A 14391-nucleotide genomic window follows, 5' to 3' on the forward strand; every position below is an offset into this window, starting at 1 on the left:
CGGCGCAACCCAGGGTCAGTGCGCCACAGCAGGAGAGCGGGGTATACGTGCGTCATCGGTGGAGATCGTGCGCTGGGACGACCGCGGCGTTCGCGGTGGCGTTCACCGCTTTCGGAGCCCCTCCGGCCTGGGCCGCGCCCTCGCCCGACGTCCAGGCGCGTCCGCCCATCGCCGAGCAGATGGCCGACGCCGACGCTGCCGCCGCGCCGCAGCAGAGCCGGCCCGCGTCCGCCTCGACAGGTGAGTCCGCGGCCGGCGAATCCTCCCCGGCGGCCGACGAGTCCTCGTCCCCGCCGGTGGGCGACACCGGTGAGCTGGCAGGCGACGTGCAGGTCGCCGGCTTCGACGAGGCGCGCTCCCGCGAGTACTTCGCGGTGATGCCCGAATCCATCCCGCGCAAGAGCATCGACAAGGTCCGCGGGCTCGACCGTGTCGAGTCGGTCGAGGTCGTCGACGCGGCGCAGGTGGGCGTCGACGGCGAGAGCACCGCAGTCCTCGGCGTCGACCCCGCCGAATTCCGCAACTACGCCCCCGAGCCGTCCGCGAAGTCCGACGAGATCTGGCAGGGCATCGCCGAGGGCCGCGTCGCCCTCTCCGACGAGGCCGGCAAGCAGCGCGAGATCGACGTGGGCAGCCGCGTCGACCTGGCCGGGGCCAAGGGCGAGCTCACCCGGGAGGTGTGGACGCACGCCACCTCCGGCGTCGCCGGGATCGACGCGCTCATCTCCCGGGGCCTGGCCGAGGAGCTGGGTTTCCCGCGCGGCAACGCGATCATCGTCTCGGCGCCCGACGCCGACATGTGGGAACTGCAGGACGACCTGCAGGAGGCGCTGGGCGACGACGCGTCGCTGCAGCTCCTCGCCGAGGACCCCGAGCCGCGGCCCTCCGGAGCCCCGGGCGAGGAGGTGGGCTCCTCCACGGTCGAGACCGCGATCGAGGCCGCCAAGACCCGCATCGGCGTGCCCTACGTGTGGGGCGGCGAGTCGATGGCCGAGGGCGGCTACGACTGCTCCGGGCTCGTGCAGTGGGCCTTCAAGCAGGCGGGCGTGTCGATTCCGCGCGTCACCCACGACCAGTGGTTCGCCGGCGAGCAGCTCGACTACTCCCAGGCGCGCCGCGGCGACCTGATCTTCTGGCGCAACGACCCGACGGCGCCCGACTACATCTCCCACGTCGCCATCTACCTGGGCGACGGGCGCATGCTGGAGTCGCCCCGGACCGGACTGGACGTGCGTACCACCGACGTCCGCTTCGACAACATGGCCGGCGTCGTCCGCGTCCACGGCTGACACCGGGACCGCCCACGGCCCTCGCGGCGCGGCGCTGCCGGGCGTTCCGGCCGCGGTGCCTGTGCCCCGGCCGTGCGCCGCCCGCGGTGCGGCACTGAGCCGCCGTGTGCGTGCGCGGGGGCGCTTCGGGGGTGGTCCCCCGTCGGGGCCTGAGGCGGTCGGCCCCGCAGCGGTCCGCTGCGGCGCTGTGCGGACCGTTTCCATCCGTCCACCCGCGGTGTCCGGAAACGATGAAGGGGCGGCGCCGCGCCGGCACCGCCCCTTCGCTCCTGTCGGTCGAGACCAGCCGGGAGGGGGTGGCTGGGCTCCACAGGAGAGGGCGCAGGGCAAGTCACTGAGGGAGGGGGAGCCAGCGAAACCAGCCCTGCCTGTGGCCCATATGTACGACGGCGGTGAATTGCTGCGGCCGCCATCGACTTCCGGATCAAGGTAAGCAGTGCCCGGCCGTTTTGGCAAGAGCCGAGTTCAGCACCGCCTGAGCCCGTAACCGGCGCGAAAAAACTGCATTTCAAGGGTATTTCGCCCTTAATGCGCCAGACGGACACTTCGCCGTCGAAGGTGGGTAGGAGTAGCGGTACAGGCGCGGCCGATGCCCATATCCGGCAGGGGTGGGGGCAGCGGGGAGCGGGACCGCACGGTCGCACCGCACGGGAGGAGGGGCGATGGAGCTGTACGGCGGAAGGCCCGAGGACACGGTACCGCGGCGCTCCTGCGGCGCATCGGCGGCCGGGCCGCCCCTGCGCGGGCGGGGCGCGGGGGAACGCCCTGACGGGGTCTGGCCGAGCGGCACCGGCGCGTGCGGGGCCTACCGCGCCTACGACGCGGCGGACGGCGGCTACGGCGCCCTGGCGCTGACCGAGGAGGAGACGGCCGCGCAGATCCTGCTGCGCGGCCTCGTCGACGACGCGGGCCTGTGCCCGCCCGGCGCCCGGCACGTGCGCTCGGCGGGTTCCGCATCGCCGGACGCCCGGCCCCTGCGCATGGTGCAGGCGGTCGAACGGCACCGCTCGGACCGCATCGTGGGCCACCCCATGCTGGCGCACCGCCTGCTCTGCCCGGCCAGCCGGTGGCCCGACCTGCTCCGGCGGCTCGACGGCAGCTGGCCCGTCGATGTGGCGCTCCTGCTGGACACCGACGCCGGGCGCGCGGGCGAGCTCCCCGAACGCGACCCGCGCGTGCGGGTGGCCCACTACGAGACCCGGGCGCGCCCCGACGACCTGCGCCTGGTGGCCGAACTCTTCCGCAGCGGCGACATCGGGGTGGCGGGCAGAGTCGTCTACTTCGAGCCCGCCCGCGAACCCGGCTGGCTCGACGCCGTCGACATCCTCAGCGGCGCCCGCCCCCTGGGCGCCAAGCTCCGCTGCGGCGGTCCGCGGTTCGAACTCGTCCCCGGAGTCCGCGAGATCGGCGCCTTCATCACCGCCTGCGTGGAGCGCGACGTCCCCTTCGTCGTCACGGCCGGGCTGCACCAGGCGGCGGGCGACACCGATCCGCTTACGCGAGCGCCCCGGTACGGGTATCTGAACCTGCTGCTGGCCACCGCAGCCGTCGTCGAGGGCGACCACGACGACGTCGCCGACCTGCTCTCCTGCACCGACGCCGAGCAGCTCGCGCGGTTGGCGCAGCGCCTGCATCCGGTGACTGCGCTGCGGACCCGGGAGCTGCTCGTCGGCTACGCCTCGCGCAGCACCGGCGACCCGCTCCGCGAAGCGGCCGCCCTGGGGCTGCTGGGCGCCTGGGAGGTGTGAACCCGCGAGCCGCCGTGGCACTCGCGGCAGCGGCGGCCCCGGCGCGTCCGCGGCGAGGGACGAGGAGGACCGTGCAGACGACCTGGGTGCCCGGAGCCGACGCTTCGGGCTACGGAGCAGACAACCTGCCCTACGGCGTGTTCGCGCCTCCCGGTTCCCCGCCGCGGGTGGGTGTGCGCGTCGGCGAATGGGTGCTCGACCTCGCCGGTGCACTGGGCGACCCGGCGTTCGACGCGCCGACCCTGAGCCCCTTCATGGCGCGCGGCTCCACGGCCTGGCGCGCCACCCGGGCGAAGGTGAGCGGGATGCTGGGAGCCGAGAAGGGCCGTGCGGCGGCCGAACCCCACCTGGTCCCGTTGTCCCGGGTCGAGCTGCTGCAGCCGTTCGACGTCGCCGACTACGTCGTGTTCCAGGGGGCCGCGGAGCACGCCGCCTGTGAATACTCCCTGCTCAGGCCGGGGGCCGCGCTGCCCGAGGCGTGGTACCTCCAGCCCGCCGGCCGGCACGGCAGGGCGGGAGCGGTGGCGGTCTCCGGTACCGGGATCAGGCGCCCGGTCGGGCAGCTCGCGGCGCCCGGAGAGGACCCGGTCCTCGGGTGCAGCGAGTGGGTGGACGTGGAGGCGCAGCTGGGCTTCGTGGTGGGGGTGCCGACGTCGCCGGGGCGCACCGTGCCCGTCGGCGACTTCGCCGAGCACGTGTTCGGCGTTGTGCTAGTACAGGACTGGAGTGCCCGCGACATCGAGGAGTGGGAGAGCGCTCCGCTCGGCCCGCTCGCCGGGGCCTCGTTCGCCGCCTCCGTCTCGCCCTGGGTGGTGCCGACGGACGCGTTGGGCGCGGCGCGGTTCTCCGGCCGCGAGCAGGCGCCGGAACCGATGGCGCACCTGAGGAGGGCGGCCGACTGGGGGCTGCGGATCGGGCTGGAGTTCGCCGTCAACGGCGGGATCGTCTCGCGGCCGCCGGGCGCGCTGCTGTACTGGACGCCCGACCAGCTGCTCGCCCACCTCACCGGCAACGGCGCGGCGCTGCGCACGGGGGACCTGTTCACGTCGGGCGCCGTCTCGGGCGGCGAGCCCGGGGAGGGCGGCAGCCTGCTGGAGCTGACCGCAGGCGGCAAGGAGCCGCTGCGGCTGGCCGACGGATCCGTGCGCTCCTCCATCGCCGACGGCGACAGGGTCGACGTGGGCGCCTGGGCGCGGGGGATGGGCGGCGGACTCATCCGGCTGGGCGAGGTCGGCGCCCCGCTGCGCCCCGCGGCCGGCTGACCGGTGGGCCGGCTGACCGGCAGGCCGGGCAGCGCTGTGCCCGCGGGCGAGCGGACTCGCAAGCGCCGGCGGCGGGGACCCCCGCCGCTCGGACGGCGGCCGCCGGGCCGGATGCCCGGTGGCCGCCGGTTTCCCCGGGACGCGTTCAAGCCCCGGCGATCGGACCTGACCGGCCCTACATGTCGGCCCTACCTGCGCACCGAGAGGTCCGGCAGCACCCATGGGAGCGTCTCCCACAGGCCCGGCGCACCCTCGCCGGAGCCGTCGGCTTCCTCGGTCCCGCCGTCACGGGTTCCGTCCCCGGCGCCGCCGGTGTCCGAGTCCCCGGCGCCGTCGGACTGCTGCTGCGGCACCTGCTGCTGGGCGCCGGCCTCGCCGGAGGCATCGGAGGCATCGGAGCGCTCCTGCAGCTCGGCCATCATCCGTTCGACCCGGCTCGGCTGGACCTCGAAGCGGGCGGCGCAGATGCGGGCCGCCTCCCCGCGGGTGTCGGTGCCGACGCTCCGCCACAGTTCGAGCAGTTCGTCGCCGTCCTCGGCGATCGATGCGGGCTTTTCCGCGGATTCCTGCGGCCGCAGCTCCTCCGCCAGGCAGGTGCGTACGTCCATCAGCGACACGCCCGGCACGAAGCTGCCCTCGGTACTCAGGGCGTCCTCGGCCTCCGGGACGCTCCCGCCGAGGCCGCCGGGCACCTCGGCACCCGAGGTGCCGGCGGTCTCCCCGGTCTCCCCGGTCTCCCCGGTCTCCCCGGTCTCCCCGGACTCCCCGGGAGTGCCGCCCTGCTCCTCGCCGGTCCCCGGCACCTCCTCGGGAACGTCGGTACCCGCGCCGGGGACCTCCTCCGGGACGCCGTTCCCGGCGTCGGGGGCGGGGTCTTCCGCGCTCTCCTGCCCCTGCTGCGGGCCCTGGCCGGGCGTACCGGCGTCCTCCGAGCCCTGCTGCTGGCCGACGGGCTCGGCTCCGGCGGGGGCCTCAGGAGCCTCGGGGTTCTCCTGGGCCGGCTGCTCGGCATCCCCGGCCGCGGCCTCGGAACCGGCGGACTCCTCCTGCTCGGCGGTGTCCTCACCGCCCGGCTGCCCGGAGCCTCCGGTCTCGCCGGCATCCCCGGAGCCTTCAGACGTCCCGGAGCCTTCGGACTCCCCGGCCGCCGCGCGCTGCTGCACTCCCTCGGCGAAGGCGACCAGCTCGTCGGACTCCCAGCGGTCGGGCTGGAGGTAGGCGGCGACGCCCACGCCGCGCTCGGGCGTCCAGAACAGGTCGCCGGTCTTCTCCGACAGGTAGGCCGCGGACCCGTTGTTCTCGGTCTTCTGCAGCGCTTCGTCGCCCAGGTGGTCGAACCGGGACTCCCGCAGGTCGCCGAGGCCGGTGATCTCCGCAGAGCGGACGACCGTGATCCGTCCGTAGACCGCGTCGGTCCCCTGGACCCAGGAGATCTGCGAGGCGCGCTCCCCGCCGCTGCCGGTGTTGGACCGGGCGTGGATGCCGAACCGGTCGAGACCCGGCGGCAGGTAGTCGATCTCGAAACCGTCGATCGAGTAGGTGGACGCCTGCTGCCGGACCTGCGGCCAGGCGAGCGGTCCGTCGTCGGGTCTGTCGTGGTGTCTGCCGTCCGCCGCCGCCGGGCCCCCGGTCGCCACCAGCACGGCGGCGGACACGGTGGCGGCACCGGCGAGGGCGATCCATCGCTTCTGGTGCTTGCGCATGCTCCGACCTCCTCCATCCAACTACCAGGCACATGTCCGGTGGATCTGGCGCCGATCCAGAGGCCACCACTCAATAAAGTCGCACATCGGGTGATCATTCGCTCACAATGTGTAGTAGGCGTGTCGGGTGCGTCATATCCGTGCGCTGTGCCGCGCAGGTGAGTTTCGCGACGCCTCGCCCATGGGCGGCTTCCGCGACATCCGGCGGCAACCGTCCGCGATTGGGATAGGCCGGTCAGCGGTGTTCCGGCGGTGGGGGAGGCTGGGAGCGGTCCGCTGTGACGAGGGCGGCATGGGTCTGCTGTGCGGCCTTGTTGGTCTGCCGGGGTGCGGGCGGTCTTGCGGAAAAGCGGCGGCGAGGGCGGCGGGTGGCCGGGCCCGCGGTCGTCGGGTCGGGTGCTCGCCGGTGGCGGCGGCCGGCGGGGCATGGTCGGGTCTGCTGTGCGGCCTTATTGGTCTGCCGGGGTGCGGGTGGTCTTACGGAAAAGCGGCGGCGAGGACGGCGAAGGGCTGGGCCCGTGCCCAACGGGTCGGGTGCTCGCCGGTGGCCCGCCCGGCGGGGCGGCGAGGGCGGCGAAGGGCTGGGCCCGCGGGCGTCGGGTCCGGTGCCCGCCGGTGGCGGCGGCCGACGGGGGCGGCGAGGGCGCGGGGGTGCCGGGAGGTGCTCGCGGGCCCGTTATGGCGCAGGGCGGCGCGACGATCGTGCCCGTATGACGAGATCCAGCGGCGTTCTTTGGGAATTCGGCCACGATCGCCACGACCTCCGCGGCCGACTTCGGCACGTCGGACATAGCGGGCGCGGGGACTGGCAGGTGCCGCCGCCGTGTTCCGGCCGGGCCCGCGCCGGCCGGAGGCCGCGCGGCGGGGCGCGGTCGCGGGCGCTCGCACGCCCTCGGTGGTGCGCCGGATCGGGGGTCGGGGGCGACGACGCGTCGCTCGTTGCGCCCGGGCGTCGCCTCCGGGTGCTGCACCCGCCGATGGGGTGGACTTTTGGGGGCCTATGCCCGTTTTGCGGGCGGCCTCGGCGGGCGCGGCGGCCACGAGACGCACGAAAAGTTGACTTCGGGGCTGTTTTCGCGCCATTCGGCGCGCTTCGTGTGCCGTCGCCGCCGCGGCGCGAGTGCGGGCCCACCGGGAATTCGGGCGTTGGCGGGCAAAACACCCCGCAGTTTTTCGTATCGTGGAATGACGGTGCGAGGGTGGTGCCTCGGGGTGGCGCCGAGGCGGGTGCCGTCGCACGTACGTGCATCTCGTGGCCCCGATCCGGCCGCATGACCGCCGCCGGGAGCCCCGCATCAGGCCCCGCCGACAACCGGGCGGTGGCGCGCCGGGCTCGACCACACGCGGCCGGGGCCGGTGGCCACCGCCCCGACCACCTTAGGCCCGGCGCCGTCGGCGTCGTCGCCGCCCTTCGTCGGCCGCCGTCACCGGCGAGCACCCGGCCCGGTGGGCGCAGGCGCCACCCCGCAGTGCCCTCGCCGCCTTCGTCGGCCGCCGCCACCGGCGAGCATCCGGCCCGGTGGGCGCAGGCCCGGCCCTGCGCCGCCTTCGCCGCCGCCTTCCCGTGAGGCCACCCGCCACCCGGCAGACCGAGAAGACCGCACAGCGGACCCGAGCCGCCCGGCGCCGGCCGGACCAGCGCCGACCGGACTGTGGGAACGGCCGCTGGCCTGGGGTATCGCTCTTGCCCTTTCTTGGCTTTCTTTTGGCTGCTAGATGCCCCTATGGCACGATGTCAAGGGACCTCTGGCACAGCCGCGCCGGTAGGCGTTGCCGGAAGCGGCCAGGAGTCGGCCACCGCCCGCGGCGCCGCGCGAAGACGATCGGCGCCGGCGCGTGGCCCTCGACCACCGAATGCGAAGGAGTGAGCATGGCAGGCGTGCGCGCGGCAGAGGCGGCGGTGCCGCCGCCGGTCGGCGGTTCGGAGTCCCCTGTCCTGATGGCGCAGGGCGGCCCCGTCGTCGAGTGGCTCTCGGCGAACTCGGGAGCCTTCATCTCCGGCGCGATCCAGATCGTGCTGGTCCTGGTCATCGCCCTGATCCTGCGAGCGGTCGCCGGGCGGCTCATCGACCACGCCATCAAGCGGATGATGGCCTCTCACCAGCGCATCGGCAGCGGTCGGCTGGGCAAGGGGGTGCTGGCCAAGGCCAACGGCTCCAAGAACGAGCGCCAGCAGCAGCGGGCCGACACGATCAGCTCGGTGCTGCGCAGTGTCGCCTCGGTGGTGATCATCGGCGTCGCGGTCGTCATGGTCCTGGGTGAGCTGGGCATCAACCTCGGCCCCATCCTGATGAGCGCGGGCGTGCTCGGCCTGGCGATCGGTTTCGGCGCGCAGAGCCTCGTGCAGGACTTCCTCTCCGGTGTGTTCATGCTGATGGAGGACCAGTACGGCGTCGGCGACGTCGTGGACGTCGGCGACGCGGTGGGCACCGTGGAGGAGGTCACCCTTCGCATCACCAAGATCCGCGACCTCAACGGCGGCCTGTGGTACGTCCGCAACGGCGAGATCGTGCGGGTGTGCAACATGAACCAGGACTGGGCCAACGCGGTCGTGGAGATCCCGCTGGACGCATCGGTGGACATGGGGCACGCCACCGCGGTCGTCGAGCGCAGCCTGGACGCGTTCGCCGAGCTCCCCGAGCAGTCCGAGAAGCTGCTGGAGCGCCCCGACTCCAACGGTGTGGTCGGCATCGCCAACGGCGCCGTCACCATCCGCGTCATAGCCAAGACCAAGCCCGGCGACCAGTGGGCGCTGGGCCGCGACCTGCGCGGCCACCTCAAGCGCGACTTCGACGAGGCGAACATCCGGCTCGCCTACCCCATGCCCCTCAACGCCGCCGGAAGCTCCTGAAGCTCCGGGACCGCCCGGACCCGGCTACGCGGGCCGCCCGGCCACTCCCGGGCGGCGCTGCCACGGTCGGGGTCCGGTCGGCGGGCGGTACTCCACACCCAGCGCGTCCAGGCGCGCCAGGTGGCCCTCCAGGCGCGGCAGGAACTCCGCGTAGTCCCGCGGGCCGGACGACCATACCTGCTCGGCGAAGGCCGACAGCCGCGGGAAGACCATGTAGTCCACCGCGCGCGGACTGTCCATGTGCTCGGTCCAGACGTTGACCTGGGCGCCGAGGACCCGCTCGGCCTCGGCGCCGGCCAGCTCGGCCGGGACGGGCTCGCTCGCATACACGTCGGCGGTACTCAGCACGGTGCCGACCGGAACGGGCTCGTCGTCGCCGGACGCCTGGCGGTAGTCCAGGTAGGAGGTGTCGGTCGGGCACATCACCACGTCGTGGCCCGCCCGCGCGGCGGCGATTCCGCCCTCGGTGCCGCGCCACGACATCACCGTCGCCCCGGACGCCAGGCCGCCCTCCAGGATCTCGTCCCAGCCCAGCAGGCGCCGGCCGCGTTCGGCGAGGTAGGCGTCGAACTGCCGGATGAACCAGCTCTGCAGCTCGTCCTCGTCGGCCAGGCCCTCCTCGCGGATGCGCTGCCGGGCGGTCTCGCTGGCCCGCCACTGCTCCTTGGGGCACTCGTCGCCGCCCACGCACACGTACGTGCTCGGGAACAGCTCCAGGATCTCGTCGAACACGCCGCGGTAGAAGTCCAGCGTCGAATCGGCGACGTTGAGGACGTTCTCGATGATCCCCCAGTGCCGGGCGACCCCGACCGGATCGCCCTCGCCCAGTTCGGGGTAGGCGGCGATGGCGGCCTGCGAGTGGCCGGGAACGTCGATCTCGGGGACGACGGTGATGTGCCGGGCGGCGGCGTAGGCGACGATCTCGCGGATGTCGTCCTGGGTGTAGAAGCCGCCGTGGGGGCGGCCGTCGAAGGCGGGCGGCCGCGCGGCACCGATCTGGCTCTCCTCGCGCCAGGCGCCGACCTCCGTCAGGCGGGGGTAGCGCCGGATCTCCACGCGCCAGCCCTGGTCGTCGGTCAGGTGCAGGTGCAGCACGTTGAGCTTGTGCGCGGCGATCAGGTCGACGAACCGGAGCACGTCGTGCTTGGGCATGAAGTGCCGGCCCACGTCGAGCATGCATCCGCGCCAGCCGAAGCGCGGCCGGTCGGTGATGCGCACGCTGGGCAGCGTCCACCGCGTCTCGGCGGTCAGCGGCGCGCGGCGGTAGGCGGCCGGGGGCAGCAGCTGGCGCAGGGTCTGCGCACCGTAGAAGACCCCGGCGGGGTCGTGGCCGACGACCAGCGCGCCCTCGCCGTCGACGATGAGCCGGTAGCCCTCGCTCCCCAGACCGGCCGAGGGGTCCACACTCAGCCGGATCTGCGCGTTCTGCCCGTCGCCGCGGGCCAGCGGGAAACCGGTGGCCGCGCCCAGCTCCGCGCGCAGCCACGCCTCGGTGCCGCGAGCCGCGAAGTCGGCGTCGATCCTCGTCGACGCGGTCAGCACGAGGCCGTCATAGGAGCCGGTCGACAGTTCGGCCGGCCGCGGCACCAGCGATTCAGCGGGCACGGGAGCGCTCCATCCGGTCTAGACCAATAGCCCGACCATGGTGCCATGCCCCGGGCCCGCGCCCGCGGGCGCCCCGGACGCACGGCCTCGAAGCGGCCGGATCCGGCCACCGGGCCGGGTCGCTCAGCGGATCGGCGCGCCCGGCGGCGCACCGCCGGAATCAGGCGTCGTAGTAATCCTTGACGTGGGCCAGGTGCAGCCACGTCCGGGTGAGGCGGACGCCGGGGAGGCCGCGCAGGCGGTCGAAGGCCTCGTGCAGGGTGGTCGGCGAGGCCGCCGCGATCGTGCCGATCGCGTCCGCCGGGCCTAGGCAGCGGGCCAGGAAGCGGACGTCGTCGGTCTGGGCGACGCTCTCGGCCGCCGCGTCGGCGTCGTTCTCCAGCCGGGCGGCGAAGCCGCCGTGCACCGCCATGCCCGCGGCCGCGGGGTCCAGCAGGGCGGTCACGCGTACCGCTCCGCTCTCCAGCAGCCGCTTCACCCTGCTGCGCACCGCTCCGGCGGAGAGCCCGACGCGTCCGGCCATCTCGGCGAAGGACGACCGCCCGTCGGACTCCAGCAGACCGAGCAGCCGCCGGTCGGTCTCGTCCGGTGAGATGCGCGGCGGCGGGGCCGAACCGAGGTAGGGGTCCTTCAGCGTCCGGGTGTGCACCGCTGCCGCCGCCGTACTCACCCGCGGCAGTGCGCGCACGCCTTCGACCGCGGCGCTCAGCCGCTCCAGGTCGCCGGCCCGCACTTCGGCGCTGACGGGGTGGCGCCCGGTGGTGACCGACACGGACGCTACCGCGGGCAGGGCCGCCACGGCCGCGGCGGCGTCGGCGGCGGTGCCGCGCACGCCGATCGACAGGTGCGCGGACGCGCCCACACCGCGCACGGCGGGATGCAGCACGCCGACCACGCGCAGGGCGCCGCTGTCCAGCAGCCGCCGCACCCGCAGCCGGGCGGCCGCGCGCGAAAGGCCCACGCGCCCGGCCAGTGCCTCGAAGGCCAGCCTGCCGTCGGCGCGGAGTTCGTGCACGATCGCGGCGTCCACGGTGTCGAGCTGGAGCGTGCTTGCAGCGTTCACGGAACCTCCCTCGCTTCTCCCGATTGTCCCGCCCGGTGCTCTCGTCGGAGCGCCCCCGGGGCGGGGAAGCGGCGCCTCGTCGCGGTGGCGGACTTGACAACCGCTCGTCCGGGTAGGGGCCACTTCGAGGCCGAGTGCGGTCACCGACTCTTGACCGGATGTTTCCCCCGATTACCCGCCCCGCGGGGGACAGGACAGATCAAGGCGGTATCCAGGGGGAGAGGGCCCGTCGCGGCGGGCGGCGAGCCGGTTCGGCTCCGACGGGATCCGATCGGGCCGGTGCTTCGGCGCGGTCGGGACGCGAATGCGGCGGAGGGAGGCGCAAAGGCGCACCCGAACAGAGCGGTAGGGATGGCACTACCCGCATCCGGGTGGTGACTTCCTCGCTTCGCCGCAGGCTTTGTACTTGGCTTGGCGGTAGGACAGGAGGCGTCCCAGCGGCGCCCGAGGAGCCCTCGACGAATGGGGAGGCGCAGCGAGCGTGATCGTCTGGTCCGTACTCGTCGCCCTGGCAGGTGCGTTCTGCATGGCACTGGGGTCGGCGCTGCAGGAGCGCGACGCCGTGCGCGCACCGGGCCGCAGCGTGGCCCCCGTCGGCTTCCTCGTGCATCTCGCGCGGCGCCCGCGCTGGGTGCTGGGCACCGTGGGCGCGGGTGCGGGCGTCGCGCTGCACCTGGTGGCGCTCAGCGGAGCCCCGCTCACGATCATCCAGCCCATCGGCGTGACCGGCCTGCTGTTCGCGATCGTGCTCTCCGCCCTGTTCAACCGCCGCCGGGTGCGGCCCAACCAGATCGCCGCCGGCGCGGCCGTGATGGTCGGGCTGACCGGACTGCTGCTGCTGTTCCCGCACAGCGCGCAGACGCCGCAGATGTCGACGGGCACCGGCCTGATCCTGACCGGCAGCGTGCTTGCGCTGGGCTGCGCCGCCTATCTGGGGGCCCACTGGCTTCCGCCCACTCCGCGGGTGCTGCTGCTGGCCACCGTCGGCGGGGTCGCTCTGGGGACGACCTCGGCGCTGGCACGGGTGGTGGCCGCCAACACGGCGGCCGACGCGGCGGCGCTGCTCACCTGGCTGACACCGCTGTGCGTGCTGATCGCCGTCTTCGGCGGGCTGTTCCAGCAGAACGCCTATCGCACCGGCCACTTCGCCGCCGCCTACGCCACCCTGCTGGTCGTCGACCCGATCACCGGCGCGGGGATCGGTGCGCTGCTGCTGGGCGAAGGGCTGCCCGCCACGCCCGTCGCACAGCTGCTGGCCACCGCCGCGGCGCTGCTGGCCATCGGCGGCACCGTCGTCCTGGCGCTGGCCCGCAACCGCAACCCCGAGGCGATGCAGCCGGCCTCGGCCGAAGAACCTCCCGCAGCAAAGCCCGATCCCGCGGCCGCGGGCACCCGGGCATCCACGACCACGACCTCAGGAGAGTCCCGATGACCCCCTTGAGCCAACGCGCACCGCTCCGTACCGGCGCCCGGGAGGAGGCCGACGGCCACGACCGGCTCCGCGTCCTGATCGCGGCCGACACCTACCCGCCCGACGTCAACGGCGCCGCCTACTTCACCTACCGCCTGGCCACGGGCCTGGCCGCCCGAGGGCACGACGTCCACGTGGTCTGCGCGTCCCCGGTGGGCGAGCCGGGCGTCAGCGTGCGCGACGGCGTGACGATGCACCACCTGCGCTCGGCCTCGGTGCTGGTGCACGAGACCATGCGCACCACTGTGCCGATGGGTATCAACGGTCACCTGACCCGGTTGATCGACCGGCTGCGTCCGCACGTCGTGCACGCCCAGAGCCACTTCACCGCCAGCCGCGCGGCCATGTCTCGCGCCCGCATGGCGGGCGTCCCCGTCGTGCTGACCAACCACTTCATGCCGGACAACCTGTTCGCCCACGCCCACGTTCCCGCGCGGCTGCACAGCCTGGTGGGCGAGCTGGCCTGGCGCGACATGGTGCGGGTGGCCCACGCCGCCGACTACGTCACCACGCCCACCCGGCGCGCGGCCGATCTGCTGACGGAGAAGGGCTTCGGCCGCCCGGTAGAAGCCGTCTCCTGCGGCATCGACCTGGAGCGGTTCCACCCCCGTCCGGCCGAACGCGCCGCCGCCCGCGAGCGCTTCGGACTGCCCGACCGCGACACCGTGGCCTTCGTCGGGCGGCTCGACGAGGAGAAGCGCATCGACGACCTCATCCGGGCGCTGGCGCGGGTGGCGGAGCGCCGCGACGCGCAGCTGGCCCTCGTCGGCATCGGCCAGCGCGAGCAGGAGCTGCGCCGCCTCGCCGCCGAACTCGGGGTGGCCGACCGGGTGCACTTCCTCGGGTTCGTGCCCGACGCCGACCTCCCGCAGGTCTATGTCGCGGCCGACCTGTTCGCCATCGGCAGCGTCGCCGAACTGCAGAGCATCGCCACCCTGGAGGCCATGTCGACAGGCCTTCCGGTCGTGGCCGCCGACGCGCTCGCGCTGCCGCACCTGGTCTCTGCCGGGCACAACGGATACCTGTACACGCCCGGCGACATCGCGACGCTGGCCGAGCGCCTGCTGGCGGTGCTGGAGCCCGAGCGCGCCCGCACCGAAATGGGGGCCGCAAGCCGCGAGATCGCCCGGCGGCACGACCACCGCCGCTCGCTGGACCGGTTCACCGAGATCTACGGCGACGTCCGCCCCCGCGGTCTCGGCGGCCTGCGCCGCTCCCGTGCGCCGCTGAGCCCTCCGCGGCAGCGGACGCGCCGCCCCGTCATCGCCGCCTGACCCAACACGGAGCGCGTCCGGCTCGATCGGCGGGTCCAACCGCCGATTCCCGCACACTTCGAGATGTGCGCAATCGACGCGAAGCGCTCCAACGGTGCGGTTTGACTGCAGTAGGTGACTTTCCG

General features: G+C 74.1%; 9 protein-coding genes. 6 read left to right on the forward strand and 3 right to left on the reverse strand.

What is annotated here, in order from left to right; genetic code table 11:
* Window positions 1–47: 47 nt before the first annotated feature.
* The 3 genes from EKD16_RS06740 to EKD16_RS06750 all read left to right on the forward strand — a co-directional run bounded on the left by EKD16_RS06740 (window position 48) and on the right by EKD16_RS06750 (window position 4299).
* On the forward strand, window positions 48–1289 hold the full coding sequence (locus EKD16_RS06740) for a C40 family peptidase (RefSeq protein ID WP_131097591.1): 1242 nt from the start codon (window positions 48–50) through the stop codon (window positions 1287–1289).
* A 662-nt stretch (window positions 1290–1951) separates the two neighbouring features.
* The gene (locus EKD16_RS06745) at window positions 1952–3037 is read left to right on the forward strand and encodes a hypothetical protein (protein ID WP_131097592.1); all 1086 of its coding nucleotides are present in this window, start codon (window positions 1952–1954) and stop codon (window positions 3035–3037) included.
* 71 nt (window positions 3038–3108) lie between these two features.
* Window positions 3109–4299: a fumarylacetoacetate hydrolase family protein gene (locus EKD16_RS06750; RefSeq protein WP_131097593.1), complete on the forward strand. Its 1191-nt coding sequence runs from the start codon at window positions 3109–3111 to the stop codon at window positions 4297–4299.
* Between the two features lie 188 nt (window positions 4300–4487).
* Here EKD16_RS06750 and EKD16_RS06755 read toward each other — a convergent pair whose 3' ends face one another.
* A complete protein-coding gene (locus EKD16_RS06755) occupies window positions 4488–6002 on the reverse strand; it encodes a hypothetical protein (RefSeq protein ID WP_131097594.1) in 1515 nt (504 codons plus the stop codon).
* A gap of 1870 nt (window positions 6003–7872) precedes the next feature.
* Here EKD16_RS06755 and EKD16_RS06760 point away from each other — a divergent pair.
* The gene (locus EKD16_RS06760) at window positions 7873–8853 is read left to right on the forward strand and encodes a mechanosensitive ion channel family protein (protein WP_242677269.1); all 981 of its coding nucleotides are present in this window, start codon (window positions 7873–7875) and stop codon (window positions 8851–8853) included.
* Between the two features lie 24 nt (window positions 8854–8877).
* Here the strand turns inward: EKD16_RS06760 and EKD16_RS06765 are convergent, their stop codons facing one another.
* Together EKD16_RS06765 and EKD16_RS06770 are read right to left on the reverse strand one after the other, a co-directional pair.
* On the reverse strand, window positions 8878–10458 hold the full coding sequence (locus EKD16_RS06765) for a beta-N-acetylhexosaminidase (protein WP_131097595.1): 1581 nt from the start codon (window positions 10456–10458) through the stop codon (window positions 8878–8880).
* Between the two features lie 160 nt (window positions 10459–10618).
* Entirely contained in the window at window positions 10619–11521 is a 903-nt protein-coding gene (locus EKD16_RS06770) for an AsnC family transcriptional regulator (protein ID WP_131097596.1), read from the reverse strand.
* Window positions 11522–12005: 484 nt separating this feature from the next.
* Between EKD16_RS06770 and EKD16_RS06775 the strand changes: the two genes are divergently transcribed.
* Complete coding sequence (locus tag EKD16_RS06775) at window positions 12006–12953, forward strand: DMT family transporter (RefSeq protein ID WP_131102152.1); 948 nt, start codon at window positions 12006–12008, stop codon at window positions 12951–12953.
* Window positions 12950–14266: a glycosyltransferase gene (locus tag EKD16_RS06780; protein ID WP_131097597.1), complete on the forward strand. Its 1317-nt coding sequence runs from the start codon at window positions 12950–12952 to the stop codon at window positions 14264–14266. The genes EKD16_RS06775 and EKD16_RS06780 overlap by 4 nt, the downstream gene beginning before the upstream one ends.
* The last annotated feature ends 125 nt before the right edge of the window (window positions 14267–14391 follow it).

Origin of the sequence: Streptomonospora litoralis (assembly GCF_004323735.1) — a bacterium.
Classification (GTDB): domain Bacteria; phylum Actinomycetota; class Actinomycetes; order Streptosporangiales; family Streptosporangiaceae; genus Streptomonospora; species Streptomonospora litoralis.

Coding starts and splice junctions, on each gene's coding strand:
- EKD16_RS06745 (WP_131097592.1), top strand. CDS start 1,952: ATGGAGCTGTACGGCGGAAGGCCCGAGGACACGGTACCGCGGCGCTCC.
- EKD16_RS06755 (WP_131097594.1), bottom strand. CDS start 6,002: ATGCGCAAGCACCAGAAGCGATGGATCGCCCTCGCCGGTGCCGCCACC.
- EKD16_RS06760 (WP_242677269.1), top strand. CDS start 7,873: ATGGCAGGCGTGCGCGCGGCAGAGGCGGCGGTGCCGCCGCCGGTCGGC.
- EKD16_RS06780 (WP_131097597.1), top strand. CDS start 12,950: ATGACCCCCTTGAGCCAACGCGCACCGCTCCGTACCGGCGCCCGGGAG.